This window comes from Acinetobacter sp. AB03 (assembly GCF_058107045.1).
This window is the reverse complement of the sequence record NZ_JBUEBA010000002.1, coordinates 409,020-430,093: the sequence shown is the minus strand read 5'-3', so window position 1 is coordinate 430,093 and position 21,074 is coordinate 409,020. Positions and strand designations below refer to the sequence as shown.

The window sequence follows — 21,074 nt, the reverse complement described above, 5'->3', positions numbered from 1 at the left end:
AAATTTATATCAAAATCTAGGCTTGACTCACCTGCCTCTGGATCATCAAAATAGACAGGATCAAGCTCTAAAATTATGCTGTTGATATCAAGTTTGTTTGCAGCGATTAATTCTGCATCTAAATCATTACTTCCACGTGCATTTGTATACAAGTGAACTGCACAACCTCCAAATATATAAGCAGTTATTGAACCAGCAACTAAGTCTCTGTGATTGTCTTTGATTAATTGAGCCAAATCATTGAATAGTTCAAAAATAGCCTTTGCTAAAGGTGTTTCAGTGTGTAGAGTGACCATGCGCTATCTCTAGATGAAGTATATGAGTTGACATTTTTCTTGTAAACTCAATCAAATTTTAAATCTTTTGAAAATGATTATCAACGTTTCAGCTCTTTAGTTTTAATAAATTTTTATTTTATAAAACAACAAATTAAATTAACTTTAAAGCAACAATATTAGGAGCTTAACATATTGCTATAATTTTTAGAGTCTCGCTACCATTTTGAAAACAAAGCCGCTATAAAAGCGGCTTTATCATATAACATGAATCAGTCTAATTACTCATCGAGCATCAAGTCTGGACTCATTCCTACAGTATTGAAACCTGCATCGACATACATGATTTCACCCGTAATACCATTTGCCCAAGGTGAGCAAAGGAATAATGCGGCATTACCCACATCTTCAATGGTCACATTACGTTTAAGTGGTGAAATTTTTTCGTTGACGTCTAACATTTTACGGAACGATTTAATACCTGATGCAGCCAAAGTACGGATTGGGCCTGCTGAAATCGCATTCACACGAATCCCTTCTGCACCCAAGCTTGAAGCCAAGTAACGTACACCCGCTTCTAGCGAGGCCTTCGCCATACCCATCACGTTGTAGTTTGGCATCACACGCTCAGAACCTTGGTAAGTCAAGGTCAATAAGCAACCTTGACGAACTAAAAGTAATGGCTTCGCAGCACGCGCCATAGCAATAAAGCTATATGCACTGATGTCATGTGCCACTTTAAAACCATCACGATCCGTTACATCGGTAAAGTCACCATCCAAGGTATGCGCAGGCGCAAAACCAATCGAATGTACTACACCGTCTAACCCGTCCCAGTGTTTTGCCAATTCAACAAAAGTCTGTTCAATTTCAGCGTCGACAGCCACATCACATGGTAGAACAATCGTTGAGCCAAATTGTGCTGCAAATTCATCTACACGTTTTTTCAGTTTTTCATTTGGATAAGTAAATGCAAGTTCCGCGCCTTCACGGTGAAGCGCTTGAGCAATACCAAATGCAATTGATAATTTACTTGCAATACCTGCTACTAAAAAACGCTTTCCAGCCAATAGTCCTTGTGCCATGTGACTCTCACTCAAAATAATTTATCTGCATAATGCCAAGTTTAAGTTGAAACCGAAATTGCATAATGCGCCTTTTTTTCAATTCATCAACATTCAATAACAAATACGCCCCAATGAAGGGGCGTATTTGTTAAAACTAAGGAGATTAGTCGTCGCCACGCAACATGCTGAGTAGACGTAGGAATGAATAGTACATCCACACCAAAGTTGCTAGTAGCGCAATACCACACAGCCACTCCATCGCTTTCGGAGCGTGTTGTGCCGCAGCACTTTCAATCAAATCAAAATCTAGAATTAAGTTCAGTGATGCAATCACTGCAACAAAAGCGGCAAAACCTAGACCTAATAAGTTGTTTTCAAATAAAAATGGAATACTTGAACCAAAAGCCAAACGCATGACCATCTGCACCACAAACACAATCGCGATGGCAATTGATGCCGACATCACTACAGATTTGAATTTTTCAGTGGCACGAATAATTTGAAAACGATACAAACCAAACATTACTAAAGTGGTGACAAAAGTTGCCAACAACGCTTGTAAAGGTACACCCGGATATTTCAATTGGAAAATAACCGACACCCCACCTAAAAAAGCACCTTCAAACAAGGCATATGGAATGGCAAGGGTACGTGCGGTATTTGGTTTAAAAGTTGCAATCAGGCCTAAAATCAGACCACCAATTGCCCCGACTAAGGTTGCAGCATAGGCCAGCGAAATATTTAAGGTCATGAAACAGTAGAAAAACAGCGCCATACCGACCACAGCCGCAATCACTGTAAGTAATACAGACTTTTGAATGGCACCTTGCACAGTCATCGGTTGACTATAGTCCGCATGTGTTTCCACGCGGTTCAAAATAGGGTTATTACTTTGCATAACTCAACTCTTTGTTATAATTTAATTAATTTACTTTATCATAAAGCGTGTTTTAAACTTGTATAGCAAAAAAGTGTTTCTTTTTTCTACACAAATACCCTCAGCTCTATTCTATTCGATTTCAATAAAAAAGAGGCTAACGCCTCTTTCTTTACTACTTATTTATTCATAATAAAAAAGTATTCACGATAATACTTCAGTTCCGCAATCGAATCACGAATGTCATCCATCGCTAAGTGTGAAGCATTCTTTTTCAAGCCACTCATAATTTCTGGACGCCAGCGTTTAGCCAACTCTTTTACCGAAGACACGTCTAAATTACGGTAGTGGAAATATTGTTCCATTTCAGGCATTAAACGGTGTAAAAAACGGCGGTCTTGGCAGATTGAATTGCCACACATTGGTGAGCTTTTTGGATTGACCCATTTCTTTAGAAATTCTAAAGTTTGCTGCTCTGCATCTTGCGCAGTCAATTTACTACGACGTACACGTTCAATTAAGCCAGATTGACCATGTTGGCGGGTGTTCCACTCATCCATTGCATTCAGCACACGGTCTGGCTGATGTACAGCAAGCACAGGCCCTTCAGCTAAAATATTTAAGTTATCATCCGTCACAATTGTAGCAACTTCAATAATTTGGTCATTATCAGTATCGAGACCTGTCATTTCAAGGTCAATCCAAATCAAACGCGTATCAGCGGTGCTGCTCATAAATGTGCAATCTTATTCGGCTTAAAAACGATGATAGTAGCAAATTAATTGCTTCGATGCTGTAACTGATACCCTGCTTCGTGCTATTTTTGCCATCTTGAATTCATGGTTTTTTAGGATATGAATGGCTTTAATTCGTAAACGTCGTTTAACTGAACAGCAACAACGTCGCATTCAGAAACAACAGCAAACACGTCAAGAAGATATCGACACTTCAAATGATTTAGAAGGCTTGGTGGTACAACACTACGGCCGTCAGCTTGAAGTGCAAGCCCTTACGACTCCAGATCCACATCCCATCAAACCGACGGTACAAGCAGGCGAACCTGAACCGTTTTGGAAACCGATTGAACTCGGCAGCATTTGGCGCTGTCATACACGCACCAACCTCGAACTACTGGTCACAGGTGATCGTGTCAAATGGCAAGCCGACCCAAATACAGGGCTCGGGATCATCAATGCCATACAGCCACGTCAGTCACTACTGACTCGTCCAGACCGTTATCATAAAGTAAAACCTGTCGCTGCCAATATCAGTCTGATTGTGATTGTATTTGCGCCACTGCCTGAGCCAGCACCAGGTCTGATTGACCGTTATTTGGTGGCCTGTGCCGATGCCAACATTCCAGCACTTTTGGTACTGAACAAAACCGATTTGCTCAAAGACAATGACCCGATTTTAGCGTTGATTGCAGAATATCAAGCCTTAGGCTATGAAGTGATGCAAACACAAGCCGATGGTGACTTAACAGCACTGACTCAGCGTTTAAAAAATGAAACTGTGGCTTTTGTTGGCCAATCTGGCGTTGGTAAAAGTACTCTAATTAATGCCATCGTGCCTGACGCTGCACAAAAAACCAATGTGATTTCTGAAAACTCAGCCTTAGGTCAGCACACCACGACCTCTACCCGTTTGATTGATTTTGGCGAAGGCGCCTCGCTGATTGACTCACCAGGAATTCGTGAGTTTGGTTTATGGCACTTAGATGCGGACAAAGTGCAACGCGGTTTTCCTGAAATTGAAAACTTGCTGGGCTACTGTCAGTTCCGTAACTGCACCCATAAACATGAAAAACAATGCGCTTTACGCTTAGCTGCGGCAAATGGTGAAATTTTAACGCGCCGTTTAGACAGCTATTTACGTCTGATTGATGAAATTGCTGAAGCTCAGCAAAAAAATTAATTTTTATTCAACCTTAGCCCTTGAAGCGGTGATTTTGATCACCATATTTTATGAGCTATACTCTCTAGCAATTTTTGAATTGTAATTTAGGTGACTTGTGGAACGTTGGTTCGAGTTTATGGGGAATCACCCCTTCTTATTTGGAACACTTGCGGTATTGGTTGTTTTGTTTTTCGTACTTGAAGGACAACGCAATGGTCGCAAAATTTCACCACAATCTTTAGGTATTTTAGTGAAAGCTAAAAATGCCATGTTGATTGACTTACGTGATGCCAAAGATTTCCGTGAAGGTCATATCAGTGGAAGTCGCAACATTCCCTACAGCCAAATTACAAAACATGCTGAAGAGTTAAAAGCTGCAGATCGTCCACTCGTGTTCATCTGTAACTTAGGCCAAGTGGCAGGTACTGCTTTACAACAAGTTGCACATACTGACAGCTATCGTTTAGATGGCGGGATTAGCAACTGGAAGGCTCAAGGCTTACCACTGGTTAAAGCTAAATAATTTGCACAAGGAGAAACTCATGGCTCAAGTCACTATTTACTCAACGACTGTATGTCCATATTGCGTTCGCGCAAAGCAGCTCCTTGAGCGCAAAGGCGTTGAATATAAAGAAATTAATTTATCTAAAGAAGCGCCAGAAGTCCGCATTGAATTGATGCAACGCACCAATCACCGTACGGTTCCACAAATTTTTATTGATGACCAATTTATTGGTGGCTTTGATCAACTTTATGCTTTAGAGCGTGAAGGCAAACTCGACCAACTATTGGCATAATTAGCTCAGCATATTAAGGATTAGAAAATGAGTGAAGCTCAACCACAACTTGCTTTAGAACGTATTTACACAAAAGATATTTCTTTTGAAGTCCCAGGGGCGCAAGTTTTTACCAAAGAATGGCAACCAGAGTTGAACATTAACTTGTCATCTTCTGCTGAAAAAGTTGATCCAACTCACTACGAAGTTTCACTTAAAGTGGTTGTACAAGCAAACAATGCAGGCGACACGGCGTTTATTGTCGATGTTACTCAAGCGGGTATTTTCCTTGTAGATGGTGTTGAAGAAGAACGTCTTCCGTACATCTTAGGTGCATATTGCCCAAACATCTTGTTCCCGTTCCTTCGTGAAGCGGTGAATGATATGGTTACTAAAGGCAGTTTCCCACAATTGTTGCTTACACCAATTAACTTTGATGCTGAGTTCGAAGCAAATATGCAGCGTGCTCAAGCAGCCGCTGTTGAAGGTCAAGCTTAAAACTTTAAGCCCTTCGAACAATAAAAAGACCGCTTTGCGGTCTTTTTTATTGTACTGAATTATTTAAATGCTTTATGGCCTTGCTGCTTAATGGCCTCAAACTTGGCTGAACTTTGTTTGGCTTCCGCAAGTTTCCCTGCCTGTACCAAATGTTGAGCATGTTCAATTTCTTGGGTTAATGCATCAAACTTTTGTTCATATTGTTTCACTTTAACACTGTCTTTGGGTTGTTTCACCAAGCTGTCAGGCTTGTTTTGTTTGGCAGTTGCCGCGGCTTTTTGCATTTCAGTTAATGCGGTATTCGCCTCTGTGGCAGTCTTGGCTTGAGTAAAAGCTTTTGAGTTTTTCGCCAAAGATTTCATCGCACCTTCTAGCACTTCCGACGCTTGTGCAAGTCCTGCCAAACATAAACCACTGCTCAACAGCACAACCTTTAATAATGTTTTCATTCTTATTCCTATGAGTTTGCAAAAAATGCAGCCTAAGGCTGCATTGAATATCGCAAAAATTAAGACCGATGTAAATTAAAAATCATCATCACTTTCAGGGTCTCGATGTAAAGCATCATGAATCGCTTCAACCAACTGCAAAGCAATTTCTTGTTTCGACGCTTTTTCTAGATCGCGCTTTTCCATTTTATAGCTTTCTGCAAAAAAGACCGTCATCGCATTTTCATCAGAAGCAAAACCAATATCAGCACGTGACACATCATTACAGGCAATCATATCGAGCTTTTTCGCGACCAATTTACCTGCGGCATATTCCTCGACATTACGTGTTTCTGCTGCGAAACCCACCATGAACGGGCGTTTATCTTGCTGTGCAATGGTCGCCACAATATCAGGGTTTTTGATTAAAGAAACATTGAGCTCATCCCCTGCTTTCTTAATCTTATGCTCTGCGACTTCTGCAACTCGATAGTCCGCAACAGCGGCAGTCGCGATAAACACATCACAGCCTTCATCTAACATCTGCATGCTGGTATCCAGCATTTTCATGGCAGATGAAACATTGATTCGGCGTACACCGTTCGGTGTGTCTAAGCTGACGGGACCTGCAATTAAAGTCACTTTGGCTCCTGCCGCATAACATGCAGCAGCAATGGCAAAGCCCATTTTCCCAGTACTGTGGTTGGAAATATAACGCACAGGATCAATCGCTTCACGCGTTGGCCCGGCAGTAATGGTTACTTTTTTACCCGCCAACATCCCAAATTTTTCAGCCATGGCACGCTGCGCTTTATGGAAGTATTCTGTCACTTGATGTGCCAAATCCTCAGGCTCAGGCATACGGCCTAACCCGACATCACCACAAGCTTGCGCACCCGCATCTGGCATGATCACATGCACGCCATCTTCCACCAAAGTCGCTAAATTACGCTGCGTCGCTTTTGCTGCCCACATTTGTTGGTTCATGGCTGGTGCGACCCATACAGGGGCTTTGGTGGCTAAATATAAAGTAGAAAGCAGGTCATCGGCTAAACCCGCAGCAAACTTTGCAATGGTGTTGCAACTGGCAGGCGCAACCAAGAGTAAGTCTGCCCAACGTGCTAGCTCAATATGCCCCATGCCCGCTTCGGCTTCAGGGTTGAGAAGTTCTGTATGGACGGGGTTGCCCGACAAAGCTTGAAAAGTTAGCGGCGTAATAAAAGCCTGTGCACCTTCGGTCATCACCACACGGACTTGAAAACCCGCATCTTTTAAACGGCGGACCAAAATGGCACTTTTATAGGCAGCAATACCGCCCGTAACAGCTAAAAGGATATTTTTATTTGGAATTACACTGAGATCAAAGCTCACGAACAGGCTACCTTTCTGTTGCAGTGGCGCTCACAATAGCATTAAATAGTCTCGTACCCAATCATCGATTGGGCCCTGTTTCTCAGATTAAGAATAAAAAAGTATTAAATAATGCACTTATCCATAAAAAAATGGCCCGAACAAGAGCGGCCACGTGAACGCTTATTACAACAAGGACCAGCCAGCCTCTCCGATGCAGAACTGCTGGCTATTTTCATCCGCTCGGGTTCAACACAACATTCTGCAGTCGAATTGGCACGTCTTTTGTTGCAACATTTTGGTAGTCTGAATGCGGTTTTTGATGCTGAACTGCCCGAGCTCAGCCAATTTCACGGTATTGGCCCGACCAAGTATTCACAATTAATGGCCGTCAAAGAATTGGGGCGACGCTACAGTAGCCAGCAGCTCAAGCAACACAAGTTGGAACTCAATCATTCAGCTCAACTGCTCAATTTTTTACAGTATGAGTTTTCAGGCGAAAACCAAGAGGTCTTTGCAGTGCTTTGCTTGGATGCACATTTAAGAAAAATAAACTTTAAAAAATTGTTCTTTGGTGCAGTCAATTCTTGTGAAATATCGATCAATCTATTGCTCCGTTACTGTATTGCTCAACACGCCACTTTCATGGTGATTGCCCATAATCATCCACTTGGGAAAGCTCAGCCCTCCGCGGCGGACATCGAACTGACAGAGCGTATTCTTCAAGCCAGTCAGCTCGTGGATATTCAACTGATTGATCATTTCATCTTATCGCCCGAAGGTGCTTTTTCTTTTGCTGAACACGGCCTGATCCAATCCGTTTAAATATGCAGACAAATGATTGACAAATACCGCGACAAATATGAAGATCAAGCAAAATTTTAAAAGAATTCTAATCACATGATTGTGCGTGATCAGCCCAGTATTTTTAAGGTGCTTTTTTCATGGCGTGGCACCATTCTTCCCAAAGTTTTACCCCCTTTGGGTGTGGTCATGTTGGTCTCTGCCATTATTGGCATTTTGTCCTATGTCGGCTATTTCCACTTCCCTGAAGTGCCCTTGGTCGGCTTCACCCTCATTGGGGTGGTACTTTCTATTTTCCTCGGCTTTAAAAATAGTGCCTGCTATGACCGTTGGTGGGAAGCGCGAAAGTTATGGGGCATTTTAATTGCTAACTCGCGTCACTTTGACCGTGACTGTCGTATCTTGACCCAAGGTCGTCGTGAACGTGTAATTCAACATGTGATTGTCTTTGCCAATGTCTTACGTGACCGTTTACGCCATCAAACAGCCAATCCAACAGAATTGGTGCAGACCAGTGGCTTAAGTCAAAATGCGCTGACTCAACTGTATCAACAAGCCAATGCCCCGCAGTATACGCTCAGCTTGATTCAATGGGAGTTGATGCAGGCATTAAAAGAAGGTGAAATTAGTGACATTGTCTATGCGCAGTTGAACCAGCACGTTGCTGACTTGAGTGTGGTGCAAACTGGTTGTGACCGTATTGCGACAACGCCGCTACCTTTTGCCTACTCGGTATTACTCAATCGTACGGTGTATTTTTTCTGTCTCATTTTACCGTTCAGCTTAGGCTCAACCTTGGGTATTTTCACCCCGCTATTGGTTGGTGTGTTGGCCTATACTTTCTTAGGACTCGATGCTTTAAGCTCGGAAATTGAAGAACCTTTCGGAACGCAAAGTAATGACTTGCCGCTGGACTCGATGGTACGTACCATCGAAATTGAACTGCTTGGGACTTTAGGTAAACCGACTCCCCCCCCCATTCAAGCACAAGACAATAACTTACTCTAATCAAGCGCACACTGACCTTCTCTTAGGCTATATAGCTCTTGGAGAAGGTAGGAATGGTCAAAAATCTTTAGATAAAACTTTCCCAAATCCCCACTTGTCCGTCTTTGACTCTGGGAATATTGCCCAACTTAATCCACGGCATATTGTCACCATGAAAGTCACTCCCGACCGATACTTTTAAACCATGCTCGGCAATCATTCGGTCCACCATTTGACGGGTAGATGTCGGTTCGACATTGGGCGGCAACTCAACCGCATCCCCACCAAACTGCGCAAATATTTCAATCAGATAGCGAATGTTCGTAGCAGATAAATCATACCGTGTCGGATGCGCCAACACGGCAAAACCGCCACTGGCATGAATCACTTGAATAGTTTCTTCTAAGCCCAGCCCATCAAATTTCACGTAGGCTTTCTTACCTTCCTTAATATATTTATCAAACGCTTGTTGCGCACGACTCACATACTTTTTTTCAACCAAGGTCTTGGCAATATGCGTTCGAGTCACACGGTCAGGCATCTGTTCAACTTTCGCTAAAACATCGAGATAAATATCTTCACCAATCAATGGAATCAACAAATCACAGATTTGCTTAGCGCGTCGCGCACGGATTTGTTTTTGCTGTTCAAGGCATTTTTGCAGTGGTTCTAAGTCTTGCATATTCAATGCAACCACATGCACGCCATAGTTTTTCTGGGTTGAGGGTCTCGACCACTGGCTCGAAATTTCTACACCCGAAATAATACGCATCGCATGCGACTTTGCAGCCAACTCTGCCAACGCAAGACCATCCATAGTGTCATGGTCTGTCAAAGCCAAGGTATGGATGCCTTTTTCCGCGGCAGCATCAACCAATTGCTTCGGTGTGAAAGTGCCATCAGAAATATTGCTGTGAGTATGTAAATCTACGCCTTCCATCACTTATACTAGCTATTTATTTGAACAGATTTAGATACTCTAACATGAAAGCACTTTTAGACTTTGTGCCGCTGATCATTTTCTTTTATTTATATAAAACTGTAGATCCTAAAAATACTGATCACCCATTGCTCCAATTGATTGGTTCTGCTGGGGGTGTCGATAATAATAATATTCTTGTAGCCACCACAGGTTTGATTATTTCGATGCTGGTGGTTTACGGCGCACTGTTCTTCATGCAAAAGTTCCGTTTAGACAAACAACAGTGGATTGTGTTGTTTATGACGGTTATTTTCGGCGGTGTCACCTTAATGCTGTCGGATGACTTTTACATCAAACTCAAAGCAGCCTTACTGAATATTATTTTCTCAGGCGCTTTCTTACTTTCTCCTTATTTTGGCAAAGAACGTAAACCGCTGATCAAACGCTTGTTCGGCCCAATATTCAATTTAACCGATGCAGGTTGGAAAAATTTAAACTTTGCATGGGCTGCTATGTTTGCCCTCATGTCTTTTTTACACGTATTTTTCGCATTTTTATTTATGGACGGAAAATATTGGGGAGAATTCACGGCTTTTGGTGACATGATCGTGATGTTTTCCTTTATCATTATTCAGTTTATTGTATTGCGTAAATACTTTAAATCTTCTGAAGAGTAATTTAGCCAGAACATACATCGAGAACTCATATGCCGCTATTCGTCGTCACATGTACCGATCAAGAAGGTACAGTCGAAAAACGTCTTGCTACACGTCCAGAACATCTTGCTCGTTTACAAAAGCTCAATGATGAAGGTCGTTTAATTGTTGCAGGAGCGATGCCAAAAGATCCAAGCAATCCGCAAGCAGGCTTTTACGGCAGTACAATCATTGTTGACTTTGAATCACGTGAAGCACTCGATGTCTGGTTACAGGAAGAGCCATTCTTAAAAGCAGGGGTTTATCGTCAGATTGATGTTAAACCATTTAATAAAGCATTCCCTCAAGGATAAGGTCATGCGCGTTGTTGTCACAAGCTTATTGGGCTTATCTCTTCTTTCTTCTATGGCGTGGGCCGTTGAAACCGCTCCTGCCCCGAGTGTAGCCTCTGCTGTACCAGCAACGACTGCCGCACCTGTTCTGGTGCAAGGCAGTACAACTCAACCGAAAATCATTCCAGCGGTGGCCACAGTTAGCCCAACAGGTCAACCACAAGAAGCCAAACCACTCACCGCTGAACAACTTGCCAAAAACAAAGCATTGCAAGATGCCAAAGTCAAAGCATTGGTCAAAGACCAAGCTTCACGTCTTGCACAATTGGAAAAAGCCAACCTTGATGCTTTGGCGCAAAACCAAGAGCTACAACTCAAAAATGATAGCCTCGGTGTACAAGTACAAGTCTTACAAAGCGAACGTAGTGCGCAAATGTTCCTCTACGGCGCGGCGACCATCGCTGTTGGCGTATTACTGGGTTTCTTAATTGCCAGTTACGTTTATACCAAACGTCGTCGTCAGTGGTAAGCTAAGCCCTATTGAAAACAATAGGGTGCTGTGGTTGTGTCGCGTGCAATTCAAACTGCCGATTTAGAGTGGCAACAGATTGATGGCATAGATGTGCCAGTCTCAAAACAATTTGGCGATGTCTATTTTTCCAAAGACAATGGCCTACTCGAAACTCGCCATGTGTTTTTAAATGGTAATGATTTATCTGAGCGTCTGTCCAATCTTCAGCCCTTTGAATATTTTAGTGTTGGTGAAACAGGTTTTGGCACAGGGCTCAACATCTTGGCGCTTTGGCAACTTTGGCAACAGGTTCGCCCAAATAACCACAGCCACCTTCATGCCATTTCAGTTGAAAAATTTCCGCTGTCTAAAACTGATCTGATACGTGCACTCAATGTCTGGCCTGAACTCAAACCGATCGCCGATCAACTGATTGCACAGTATCCGCATCTGATTGCGGGTTGTCATCGCCTGAGCTTCCCTGAGGAACGTTTCAGCCTTGACCTTTGGTTAGGCGATGCTCACGATGTTTTTCCCAGTATGGCAAAAACCAGTCGCGTTAACGCATGGTTCCTCGATGGTTTTGCACCTGCCTGTAACCCAGACATATGGGAAGAGCAAGTACTGAATCACATCGTTCGCCTATCTGGTATTGGAACGACATTTTCTTCATTTAGTGTCGCAGGCGTGCTCAAACGTGGTTTAACACAGCATGGTATTTCTATTTCACGTCCGCGTGGCTATAAGCATAAACGCGAAATGCTCAAAGCCATCTGGTTAGCTGCTGAGCCTGAAAACACATCAGACGCTGTAGATACCCAATCAGTATTGAATCAAAATCAACCTGATCAAGTACTACACGCTTTTAAACAACGCCAAATTGCTATCATTGGCGCAGGGATTGCAGGTTTAAGTAGTGCATGGGCCTTTGCTGAGCGCGGGCATGAAGTCACGCTCTACGACCAATCTGAGCCACTTGCAGGAGGTTCAGGCAATCCACTGGCCTTACTCAACCCCAAACTTTGTCCGATTGAACAAAGTCCTGAACATTTAATGACCTTGGCTTGGCAACATGCTTTACAGCACTATCCCAAGTTTCAGGCTTTTCGCCCCATTCAAGTACATCAACTGGCGCTGAAAAAAGCCGAAGACTTACTCGATCTCGAACAACAATACCCTGCGGATCTTTTGACAGCCGAAACCGCTGCTGATTCTGCGTTAATCACCGAATATCCCAGTCTGAATCTAACTGAAGCCGGCGCTGTCTCACCACATCAACTCAAAGATCAAATCTTAGCGCATCCGCTCATTCAGTTCGTACAAGCCAACATTACTCAAATCCACCCAGAGCACAATGAACTTTTCAATGAACAAGCTCAATCTCTCGGTCAGTTTGATCACGTGATTGTCTGTTGTGCGCGCCACACGGCTGCTTTCTTTGAGCAGTACCCTGTGCTGAAGCCCATTCGCGGACAAGTCAGTTGGGTGGAGAACACCACACAACCTTTGACCCTCAATCAAGCTTATAGCTATGGCGGCTATTGTATGCAGCTTGATACTCAACAACTCATCTTAGGTGCATCCTTCTATCCCAATCGGGACGACAGCGATGTTTTACTTGAAGACCATGTGCATAACTACGAGCTTATCCACAGTGTCTTTCCAGATTATGCACAATCGCTTCCTGATGTGACGACTTGGCAAGGGCGTGCATCTGTTCGCGCGCAAAGTTTGGACTATTTTCCAGTCCTTGGAAAAATGTCTGAACAGACTGAAATTTATAGCTTTGCTGGCTTGGGTTCTAAAGGCTTTTTGTTTGCCCCTTTATGTAGTGAAATTTTAGCGGCGCAAATACTGAAAGAGGCCTGTCCCGTTCCTGAGTCACTGCTACAAAAGCTCAGTCCGACCCGATTCCATAAAAAGCTCAAAGCCAAAAAGCCTTATTTTAAAGCGCAGTCTTAGTTCTGCTTATGACTCAAGTACAGCATATGGCGCTATAAATAGAGAAATGTAAATTTCTAAGACATTAAAAAAGCGCCTGACGGCGCTTTTTTTGCTTCTGCTTAATTACTTTGTTCTAAGACTAAACCAGCAGCACGAGCAGCACGTGTACCACCCATTAAAATCACATACTCACGCTCACTGTCAAAACCTTCGAGTAACTCTGCAGCACGTGGCGCTTTACTACCGCCACCACATAAAATGTAAATCGGTTGATCCGTCGACACTTGAGTAAGGCTCTGTGCTGAAAGTTCTGTGATTGGCTGATTAATCGCCCCTTTCACGTGTGCTTCAGCATAAGCACTTGAATCGCGTACATCCCAGATGATCGCATCCTCTGGGAACTCAAATGTTGTAATTTCTTGTTTACGGATCATTGCGCACTCCTTTGATGTAAACAACACTTGGCAAATGAAGAAAACATCCCTAGCATCTCAGATATTCTTTCCATTTGTAAAGGTTTAATCCATGCCATCTTTTGATATTGTTTCAGAATTAGAAATTTTTGAAGTAAATCATGCCGTTCAGAACACCCAAAAGGAAATCGCAACCCGTTTCGACTTCCGTGGTCAGGACGTTTCAATTGAACTCAATGAAAAAAACAAAGAAATCAAAATTTCAACTGAAAGTGATTTCCAGTGTGAACAAGTTTATACCATGTTAGAGAACCATTTCTTTAAGCGTAAAGTCGATATTCAAGCGCTTGATCCACAAAAAATGACTGCTTCAGGTAAAAATGTACTTCAAGTGGTGAAATTAAAAGACGGACTTGACTCAGATACCGCAAAAAAAATTAACAAGGCCATTAAAGAAAGCGGTATTAAAGTGCAATCTTCAATTCAAGGCGACAAAATTCGTGTGACTGATAAAAAGCGCGATACATTACAGCAAGTAATGACGTTTTTAAAAGAACAACAATTTGGTCTGCCTTTACAGTTCAATAACTTTAAAGACTAATACTCTTGTTTGATCATTTGAGGTAACTATGCCAAAGGCCAATCGCTTATCAAAACTTGTAAAAACCACGTCACGCTTGCCGAAAGCGTTGCGTACGCGATTATGGAGTCAAGCTTTTGGTCGCATAGTTCCCATGGTCGGCAGTGCCAATATTCGTTATTTGCAAGTCAGCCCAAGCGAAGTCGTGGTCAAAATCGAAAATCACCGCGCCATGCAAAACCATATTGGTCAACTGCATGCCTGTGCTATGGCCTTAATTGCTGAAACGGCAACAGGTTTTGTAACAGGGATGAATGTACCTGATCATTGCATCGTTCTGATTAAAAGCATGCACGTTGACTTTAAACGTCCGAGTAAAGGTGCCATGACAGCGACAGCCACCTTAACACCAGAACAACAGCAACTGATGCAAACCACCGCCAAGGGTGAAACTTTAGTTTCTGTGACAGTAATGGATGAATCGGGTGAAGCACCCGTTCAATGTGAAATGTTATGGGCGTGGCTCGACAAAGCATCATTAAAAAAGTAAAAATGTAAATATAACTTACTGTTTGGTAAGTATAAAATTTACAACAACACGCTAAAGCTGCGACTAAAACTTACTATATCTTTGTTTCGACTCAGCTCAAAATCATGCTACATAACATGAATATTTGAGCTGACTTGATGAAAAAAAGACTAATTTTAGCGACTGCCTTATTTTCTTTGGGGCTGGTGGCCTGCCAACAGCACAACCAGCCAACTCATCGGTTTCAGCAACGCCGAGTCATCATTCTACCTCTGCCCTGACTGAACAAAATAAAAAAATTGTGGTGGACTTTTATGAAGGCGTTTTTAGCAAGCATCAGGTTCAAACCTATTCTGACCGCTATATTGGTACACAATACATTCAACATAATCCCTATGTTGCAGACGGCAAAGCGCCTTTTGTAAACTATTTCACCCAGTATTTTAAAGAACACCCACAAGCAAAAAGTACCATCAAGCGTGTGATTGCCGATGGTGATTTGGTTGTACTGCACGTCCACTCCACCCAAAATGCACAAGACCGCGGAGAGGCTGTCGTTGATATTTTCCGTGTCGAACAAGGTAAAATTGTAGAACATTGGGATGCCGTGCAGAGCGTGCCTGCCGAATCAGCAAATAGCAACACGATGTTCTAAAGCTTAATCACTTTTCAAATAATTATAAAAAAGCCAGTATTATTACTGGCTTTTAGCTCGTCTCAAGCTTGATTGGCAAAAAATTTCTCTTTCACATCAGTTGGAATTTGGCGCTTATTGCCTTTGACATCCACTGCCACAAAGGTAAATACACCTTCAGTTACACGTACAGGTGGGCGTGAACTATCATGACTATCCCATACCTCAATTTCCATTTGAATCGAGGTATTGCCTACTTTTAAAATTTTAGTATAACAACTAATCACGTCCCCGACTTTGACAGGGACCAAGAACGTCATCTGATTAATCGAAATCGTTGCACAACGCCCTTTACTAAAGCGTTCTGCGTGAATTGCGCCGGCCAAATCCATTTGTGACACAATCCAACCACCAAACACATCTCCACTCCAGTTGGTATCAGCTGGCATTGCAATCGTTTGAAGAGATAGCATCCCTTCTGGTTTCACATGAATCTCTGACACGTTGACTCCAATTTTCGTTATGGCTGGGCTTGCAACTGTTGATCTAACCATTGTTGCAATTGTGGCGCACGGAGCGCGCCGCTTATTCTAGCAATTTCAGTAGTTTTATTCATTAAAACTAAGGTTGGAATACTTCGCACATTAAAGGCACTACTTAATCGTGGAGATTCTTCGGTATTAATTTTGGCAAAAATCACTTGTGGATTTTGTTTCGCCACTTCAGCAAAGTGCGGAGCCATCATTTTACATGGACCACACCACTCTGCCCATAAATCAATAAACACTGGCAAATCGCTATGGCTAATGAACTGGCTAAAATTTTGCTCATTCAATTCAATCGGTGCCGTAGGTAAAAGTGCTGCGTGGCATTGGCCACAGCTCGGATTGGCACTCAATTTCTCTTCAGGCACACGATTTTTGGCCAAACAAGTAGGACAGACGATAATCATTTAGTTGACTCCAATATGTTGATGTAAGAATTCTAATTGGGTCGAAATGGCTTTTTCAAACCAACTGGCATGATAAATATCAAAATGCTGCATTTCCCACTCATGATATTGAACAAAAGGGGCAATATTAGTCGCGGCTTCACGACTGGATTCGATCGGAATTAAACTATCATGCTTGGCAGCAATGAAAAGTACAGGAATATTAATTTGTCTGACATTTTGAATGGGACGATAACGAATTAAATTAAAAAATAATCGGGCAGGTATCTCACCACTCCAATAATAATCAGGATTAATAATCGAACGATAACCCAAATACGCATCTTGCGTCGGTAAAAAACATAACTCACGTGGATCAACCACAGGTAAAGTGGTCGGGGACATCCCCACTTTCCCCCCATATAATCTTGGCTGGACAGCTTTAACGCTTTCGGGAGTTGCTGTAACGGGTAAAGCTTGGCACTTTCAGCACCATCGACAAAAGGCACTTGCGCCATCACCGCCTGAACATTTTTGAACTCTGCAGCAATATCGAGTACATATCCACCGCTGAGTGCCGTCCCCCACAGCACGATCCGTCGACTATCGATCGACTTACGTTCTTTGAGGTGGTTAATCATGGTGCGCCAGTCTTCGAGCTGCTTTTTAATCGACACCAGCTCTCTTGGGCGCCCCGTACTCCCGCCCCAATAACGGTAGTCAAATAACACGACTGCATAACCCGCTTGTGCAAAACGCTGCGCAAATTGGATTAGTTTGAATTGGCGCAGCCCAGCCAAGCCATGGGCCATCACAATCACTGCTGGTTTTTCTTCGGTTTTCGGACGATAAAAATCCGCAGCAATGACCTCTTGGCCACTTTTGACATATAGTGGTTCAACGGTATAGGCGTGCATACCTGCTCCATTGCGTTATTTTATGGTTGTAATCGCTTATAAATATTTCAACAGCATAGGCTGAACTTTCAGCTTAATGCTATCATAAAGCATATCTCGATTAGTTTAATTTTGGAGTGACAGCATGAGCGAAAATGTAGGCTTTGCAGGTCAAATTGGCCCAGAACATTTGGTTCAAGTGGTTGAAAAAGGGTTTAAATCTGTGATCAATAACCGCCCAGATATGGAAGGTGGCGCAGAACAACCGACCAGCGCTCAAATTGAAGAAGCAGCACGTGTTGCAGGCCTCGATTATGTCTATCAACCTGTGGTTGCAGGGCAAATCACAGAAATGGATGTACGCACTTTTGCCAATCATTTCAATGAGCTACCAAAACCTGTTTTAATGTTCTGCCGTACTGGTAATCGTTCAAACAACTTATACCAACTGGCGAAACAAATGGACCTGTTAGATGACTAAACGGTTGTTTAAAAGTGTCATCTGCACTGCTCTGATTTTAACAAGCAGTGCATTATGGGCGGCAACGAATAACCTGAGTCAAGCACTCAGCCCACAGCTCAGCGTTTCAGGGGAAATGACCCAAGACAAGTTTCAACAGTTGATAAAACAAGGTTTTAAGTCGGTCATTGTCAACCGACCAGATCAAGAACAAGGCAATACCGTTCGCGTTGATCAACTGCGTAATATTGCGGAACAGTCCAAAGTCAGCGTAATTTACCAACCGGTTACCAGCAGTAAAATTTCTGAAACAGACGTGGTCGAATTTGCTAAATATTATAATGAATTGCCCAAGCCTATTTTAATGGTCTGTAAGAGTGGTGCTCGCTCTAGTCTGCTGTTCAATCAGGCAAAACAACGAGGATTACTCCATGAATAAATTGTTGCTGCTTTTACTCTGCTGTATCTTAATGACAGCATGTAGTTCAATGAATGTACGTCCTACCGTTGGGGTAAGCGTTGGTACTGGCTTAGTAAGTCAAATGAAAGTAAAGACGGCATCTAGTGCCGTTTTTTTTTACAAAATATAATCATCTACAGCCCTGAATATGTTAACTATAGATTATGTCTCGCTTAGATAAACGTTTGCTTATGTATGATCTGATTATTATTGGGGCTGGAACTGCGGGTATCGCAGCCTACCAACAAGCCGTGAAGTCCACACAAAATCTATTAATCATTAATGATGGGCCATGGGACACCACTTGTGCACGTGTCGGCTGCATGCCGTCAAAAGTGCTAATTTCTACAGCAAATCGCATGCATGATATTCAACATGCGGATCGTGTCGGATTGCAAGTAGAGTCAAAAATAGACCGCAGTCAGGTCATGCAACACGTACAAAAACTCCGTGATCGCTTTACTCATAGCACCCTTAAAACCGTAGAGAGCTGGCCTGAGTCTCATAAAATTCAGGGCCGTGCTCGCTTTATCGATTCAAAAACAGTCGAAGTTAATGGGCAACACTACCAAGCCAAAAGCTTTATTTTAGCGGTAGGCTCCACACCTAGCTTTGACCCAGCATGGAAGAATGAACTAGGTAACCGACTCATCACCTCCGATCAAATCTTTGAACTTAATGCTTTACCCAAATCTTTAGCGGTGATTGGGAGTGGGGTCATCGCGATTGAACTTGCGCAAGCCATGCAACGACTTGGCGTCAATACCACGGTCTTTGCACGTAGCCGTAAAGTCGGCGTTCTGACCAGTCCAAAATTGCAGCAGTTGGTACAAACAGAAATTAGCACCGAACTTGACATCAAGTTCGAAGTTTTACCCACTAAAGTTAAGTATATAAACGATCAAGTTGAAATTAGTTTTACTGAAAATAGTCAGCCTAAAACACTTAACGTCGATTATTTACTGGTTGCCACTGGCCGAAGCAGCCTTTTAAATACCCTTCAACTCGAAAATATCGACACCTCATTCACAGACTTAAAACATTTACCTGTTGATCCTGAGACCAAACAACTCGCCGATTACCCAATTTTTATCATTGGCGATGCACATACTGATACTCCATTACAACATGAAGCCGCTCACGAAGGTAAAGTTTCGGTCAAAAATGCATTAAATTTCCCTACTATAGAATCATGCAAAACCCTAACGCCTTTAGGTATCGTGTTTAGCAACCCAGAAATGGCAATGGTTGGACAAAACTTTAAGCAACTACAAAGTGCACCTATCGCTTTTGTCATCGGCGAAGTATCTTATGCTAAACAAGGACGTGCATTGGTTCTGGGTAAGAACCATGGAGCCATTGAGGTCTATGTGGATAAAACCAGCCGAAAACTACTTGGTGCTGAATTACTCACAGAGTCTACTGAACATTTGGCCCATTTACTGGCATGGATGATTGCAGAACAACTGACCGTCGATGAAGTTTTGGAAAAACCGTTTTATCACCCAACCCTTGAAGAAGGTTTAAGAACGGCATTAAAACATGCACGTCGACAGCTAGATACCTAAACTGCGAAACTCATTATGCGTGTTCTTTTATATAGATGCATATTCTCCGCTTTTCTGTATTTTTGAACTTCCTAAGTACCCCGGATTTGCCTAAGATACATGCCTACAACCTTCCACCTGGACAACCAACGCCAGGCTGACTTAACCTTCTCCGTCCTCTCATCGCATTACATAGAAGTATTGGAATATTAACCAATTTCCCATCGACTACGCCTCTCGGCCTCGCCTTAGGGGTCGACTCACCCAGCCCCGATTAACGTTGGACTGGAACCCTTGGTCTTTCAGCGTGCGAGTTTTTCACTCGCATTGTCGTTACTCACGTCAGCATTCGCACTTCTGATACCTCCAGCATACTTCTCAATACACCTTCATCGGCTTACAGAACGCTCCCCTACCACTTGCAATAAATTGCAAATCCGCAGCTTCGGCATATAGTTTTAGCCCCGTTACATCTTCCGCGCAGGCCGACTCGACTAGTGAGCTATTACGCTTTCTTTAAAGGGTGGCTGCTTCTAAGCCAACCTCCTAGCTGTCTATGCCTTCCCACATCGTTTCCCACTTAACTATAATTTTGGGGCCTTAGCTGGCGGTCTGGATTGTTTTCCTCTTGACTACGGACGTTAGCACCCGCAGTCTGTCTCCCGGATAGTACTCATTGGTATTCGGAGTTTGCATCGGTTTGGTAAGTCGGGATGACCCCCTAGCCGAAACAGTGCTCTACCCCCAATGGTATTCGTCCGAGGCGCTACCTAAATAGCTTTCGGGGAGAACCAGCTATCACCGAGTTTGATTAGCCTTTCACCCCTATCCACAAGTCATCCCCTGGCTTTTCAACGACAGTGGGTTCGGTCCTCCAGTTAGTGTTACCCAACCTTCAACCTGCTCATGGATAGATCACCCGGTTTCGGGTCTACACCCAGCAACTAAACGCCCTATTAAGACTCGATTTCTCTACGGCTCCCCTATGCGGTTAACCTATATGACTTAATGGGCTTTTCCCCGTTCGCTCGCCGCTACTGAGGGAATCTCAATTGATTTCTTTTCCTAAGGGTACTGAGATGTTTCACTTCCCCTCGTTCGCCTCGTATGACTATGTATTCATCATACGATACCTGCCTTATGACAGGTGGGTTTCCCCATTCAGAAATCTCCGGATCACAGGATATTTGCCGCCTCCCCGGAGCTTATCGCAGGCTATTACGTCTTTCATCGCCTCTGACTGCCAAGGCATCCACCACATGCACTTAATTACTTGACTATACAACCCCAAACAGTCG

The 21,074-nt window shown here is 43.1% G+C and carries 23 protein-coding genes, 4 pseudogenes and 3 other annotated features; of the genes and pseudogenes, 16 read left to right on the top strand and 11 right to left on the bottom strand.

The genetic code is table 11. From position 1 onward, the window contains the following. The 4 genes and pseudogenes from ACY3FQ_RS02425 to orn all read right to left on the bottom strand — a co-directional run. Positions 1–296, bottom strand: a pseudogene (locus ACY3FQ_RS02425) (DUF6036 family nucleotidyltransferase); the annotation flags it as partial. A gap of 260 nt (positions 297–556) precedes the next feature. Continuing rightward, the gene (locus tag ACY3FQ_RS02420) at positions 557–1,360 is read right to left on the bottom strand and encodes an enoyl-ACP reductase FabI (RefSeq protein ID WP_004983469.1); all 804 of its coding nucleotides are present in this window, start codon (positions 1,358–1,360) and stop codon (positions 557–559) included. Between the two features lie 145 nt (positions 1,361–1,505). After that, positions 1,506–2,240 (bottom strand): Bax inhibitor-1/YccA family protein, encoded by a 735-nt coding sequence (locus ACY3FQ_RS02415; protein ID WP_010327547.1) that lies wholly within the window; start codon positions 2,238–2,240, stop codon positions 1,506–1,508. A gap of 158 nt (positions 2,241–2,398) precedes the next feature. Continuing rightward, positions 2,399–2,953 carry an oligoribonuclease gene (gene orn / locus ACY3FQ_RS02410; RefSeq protein WP_004697635.1) on the bottom strand — a complete coding sequence of 185 codons (555 nt, stop codon included), beginning with the start codon at positions 2,951–2,953 and terminating at the stop codon, positions 2,399–2,401. 124 nt (positions 2,954–3,077) lie between these two features. Here orn and rsgA point away from each other — a divergent pair, with 124 nt between their 5' ends. From rsgA to secB, 4 genes are all read left to right on the top strand, one after another. Further along, entirely contained in the window at positions 3,078–4,136 is a 1,059-nt protein-coding gene (gene rsgA / locus ACY3FQ_RS02405) for a ribosome small subunit-dependent GTPase A (RefSeq protein ID WP_489773575.1), read from the top strand. Positions 4,137–4,233: 97 nt separating this feature from the next. Further along, positions 4,234–4,641, top strand: coding sequence for a rhodanese-like domain-containing protein (locus ACY3FQ_RS02400; protein WP_004697633.1), 408 nt, complete (start codon positions 4,234–4,236; stop codon positions 4,639–4,641). Positions 4,642–4,660: 19 nt separating this feature from the next. Next, the gene (gene grxC / locus ACY3FQ_RS02395) at positions 4,661–4,915 is read left to right on the top strand and encodes a glutaredoxin 3 (protein WP_004697632.1); all 255 of its coding nucleotides are present in this window, start codon (positions 4,661–4,663) and stop codon (positions 4,913–4,915) included. A gap of 27 nt (positions 4,916–4,942) precedes the next feature. Then, entirely contained in the window at positions 4,943–5,392 is a 450-nt protein-coding gene (secB, locus tag ACY3FQ_RS02390) for a protein-export chaperone SecB (RefSeq protein ID WP_004697631.1), read from the top strand. A 59-nt stretch (positions 5,393–5,451) separates the two neighbouring features. On the opposite strand, the gene ACY3FQ_RS02385 is transcribed toward secB, so the two are convergent. Beyond that, the gene (locus ACY3FQ_RS02385) at positions 5,452–5,841 is read right to left on the bottom strand and encodes a cytochrome b562 (RefSeq protein ID WP_178929041.1); all 390 of its coding nucleotides are present in this window, start codon (positions 5,839–5,841) and stop codon (positions 5,452–5,454) included. Positions 5,842–5,916: 75 nt separating this feature from the next. Next, positions 5,917–7,191, bottom strand: coding sequence for a bifunctional phosphopantothenoylcysteine decarboxylase/phosphopantothenate--cysteine ligase CoaBC (coaBC, locus tag ACY3FQ_RS02380; protein WP_489773574.1), 1,275 nt, complete (start codon positions 7,189–7,191; stop codon positions 5,917–5,919). 111 nt (positions 7,192–7,302) lie between these two features. On the opposite strand from coaBC, the gene radC reads away from it, so the two are divergent. Both radC and ACY3FQ_RS02370 read left to right on the top strand, forming a co-directional pair. Further along, positions 7,303–7,995: a RadC family protein gene (radC, locus tag ACY3FQ_RS02375; RefSeq protein WP_178928809.1), complete on the top strand. Its 693-nt coding sequence runs from the start codon at positions 7,303–7,305 to the stop codon at positions 7,993–7,995. A gap of 75 nt (positions 7,996–8,070) precedes the next feature. After that, positions 8,071–8,982, top strand: a complete 912-nt coding sequence (locus ACY3FQ_RS02370; RefSeq protein ID WP_489773573.1) for a bestrophin family protein — start codon at positions 8,071–8,073, stop codon at positions 8,980–8,982. A gap of 67 nt (positions 8,983–9,049) precedes the next feature. Here ACY3FQ_RS02370 and ACY3FQ_RS02365 read toward each other — a convergent pair whose 3' ends face one another. Beyond that, on the bottom strand, positions 9,050–9,901 hold the full coding sequence (locus ACY3FQ_RS02365; RefSeq protein WP_126035264.1) for a PHP domain-containing protein: 852 nt from the start codon (positions 9,899–9,901) through the stop codon (positions 9,050–9,052). A 44-nt stretch (positions 9,902–9,945) separates the two neighbouring features. On the opposite strand from ACY3FQ_RS02365, the gene ACY3FQ_RS02360 reads away from it, so the two are divergent. From ACY3FQ_RS02360 to mnmC, 4 genes are read left to right on the top strand one after another with little or no spacing between them, the layout of a single operon-like run. Then, positions 9,946–10,560 carry an inner membrane-spanning protein YciB gene (locus ACY3FQ_RS02360; RefSeq protein ID WP_004983445.1) on the top strand — a complete coding sequence of 205 codons (615 nt, stop codon included), beginning with the start codon at positions 9,946–9,948 and terminating at the stop codon, positions 10,558–10,560. 29 nt (positions 10,561–10,589) lie between these two features. Next, positions 10,590–10,892 carry a YciI family protein gene (locus ACY3FQ_RS02355; RefSeq protein WP_094148281.1) on the top strand — a complete coding sequence of 101 codons (303 nt, stop codon included), beginning with the start codon at positions 10,590–10,592 and terminating at the stop codon, positions 10,890–10,892. A 4-nt stretch (positions 10,893–10,896) separates the two neighbouring features. Further along, positions 10,897–11,400 carry an SH3 domain-containing protein gene (locus ACY3FQ_RS02350; RefSeq protein ID WP_004983442.1) on the top strand — a complete coding sequence of 168 codons (504 nt, stop codon included), beginning with the start codon at positions 10,897–10,899 and terminating at the stop codon, positions 11,398–11,400. Between the two features lie 30 nt (positions 11,401–11,430). After that, positions 11,431–13,344: a bifunctional tRNA (5-methylaminomethyl-2-thiouridine)(34)-methyltransferase MnmC2/FAD-dependent 5-carboxymethylaminomethyl-2-thiouridine(34) oxidoreductase MnmC1 gene (mnmC, locus tag ACY3FQ_RS02345; RefSeq protein ID WP_489773572.1), complete on the top strand. Its 1,914-nt coding sequence runs from the start codon at positions 11,431–11,433 to the stop codon at positions 13,342–13,344. A gap of 101 nt (positions 13,345–13,445) precedes the next feature. Here the strand turns inward: mnmC and ACY3FQ_RS02340 are convergent, their stop codons facing one another. Next, positions 13,446–13,760 (bottom strand): rhodanese-like domain-containing protein, encoded by a 315-nt coding sequence (locus ACY3FQ_RS02340; protein WP_218289260.1) that lies wholly within the window; start codon positions 13,758–13,760, stop codon positions 13,446–13,448. Between the two features lie 91 nt (positions 13,761–13,851). On the opposite strand from ACY3FQ_RS02340, the gene ACY3FQ_RS02335 reads away from it, so the two are divergent. From ACY3FQ_RS02335 to ACY3FQ_RS02325, 3 genes and pseudogenes are all read left to right on the top strand, one after another. After that, the gene (locus ACY3FQ_RS02335) at positions 13,852–14,340 is read left to right on the top strand and encodes a YajQ family cyclic di-GMP-binding protein (protein ID WP_004697619.1); all 489 of its coding nucleotides are present in this window, start codon (positions 13,852–13,854) and stop codon (positions 14,338–14,340) included. Between the two features lie 28 nt (positions 14,341–14,368). Continuing rightward, complete coding sequence (locus tag ACY3FQ_RS02330; protein ID WP_489773571.1) at positions 14,369–14,869, top strand: DUF4442 domain-containing protein; 501 nt, start codon at positions 14,369–14,371, stop codon at positions 14,867–14,869. Positions 14,870–15,006: 137 nt separating this feature from the next. Then, positions 15,007–15,503, top strand: a pseudogene (locus ACY3FQ_RS02325) (nuclear transport factor 2 family protein). Positions 15,504–15,565: 62 nt separating this feature from the next. On the opposite strand, the gene ACY3FQ_RS02320 reads toward ACY3FQ_RS02325, so the two are convergent. The 3 genes and pseudogenes from ACY3FQ_RS02320 to ACY3FQ_RS02310 form a co-directional block, all read right to left on the bottom strand. After that, complete coding sequence (locus tag ACY3FQ_RS02320; protein ID WP_151836488.1) at positions 15,566–15,985, bottom strand: acyl-CoA thioesterase; 420 nt, start codon at positions 15,983–15,985, stop codon at positions 15,566–15,568. 17 nt (positions 15,986–16,002) lie between these two features. After that, entirely contained in the window at positions 16,003–16,434 is a 432-nt protein-coding gene (gene trxC, locus ACY3FQ_RS02315; protein ID WP_489773570.1) for a thioredoxin TrxC, read from the bottom strand. Beyond that, a pseudogene (locus ACY3FQ_RS02310) lies at positions 16,435–17,330 on the bottom strand (alpha/beta hydrolase). Between the two features lie 124 nt (positions 17,331–17,454). On the opposite strand from ACY3FQ_RS02310, the gene ACY3FQ_RS02305 reads away from it, so the two are divergent. From ACY3FQ_RS02305 to ACY3FQ_RS02295, 3 genes and pseudogenes are all read left to right on the top strand, one after another. Continuing rightward, on the top strand, positions 17,455–17,790 hold the full coding sequence (locus tag ACY3FQ_RS02305) for a protein tyrosine phosphatase family protein (RefSeq protein ID WP_125274947.1): 336 nt from the start codon (positions 17,455–17,457) through the stop codon (positions 17,788–17,790). Further along, on the top strand, positions 17,783–18,208 hold the full coding sequence (locus tag ACY3FQ_RS02300; protein ID WP_062031268.1) for a protein tyrosine phosphatase family protein: 426 nt from the start codon (positions 17,783–17,785) through the stop codon (positions 18,206–18,208). The genes ACY3FQ_RS02305 and ACY3FQ_RS02300 overlap by 8 nt, the downstream gene beginning before the upstream one ends. A 185-nt stretch (positions 18,209–18,393) precedes the next feature. Further along, a pseudogene (locus ACY3FQ_RS02295) lies at positions 18,394–19,731 on the top strand (dihydrolipoyl dehydrogenase); the annotation flags it as partial. Positions 19,732–19,738: 7 nt separating this feature from the next. Then, positions 19,739–20,103, bottom strand: a sequence feature (23S ribosomal RNA rRNA prediction is too short). A gap of 16 nt (positions 20,104–20,119) precedes the next feature. Then, positions 20,120–20,787, bottom strand: a sequence feature (23S ribosomal RNA rRNA prediction is too short). 3 nt (positions 20,788–20,790) lie between these two features. Further along, positions 20,791–21,010 (bottom strand) — a sequence feature (23S ribosomal RNA rRNA prediction is too short). Positions 21,011–21,074: the final 64 nt, after the last annotated feature.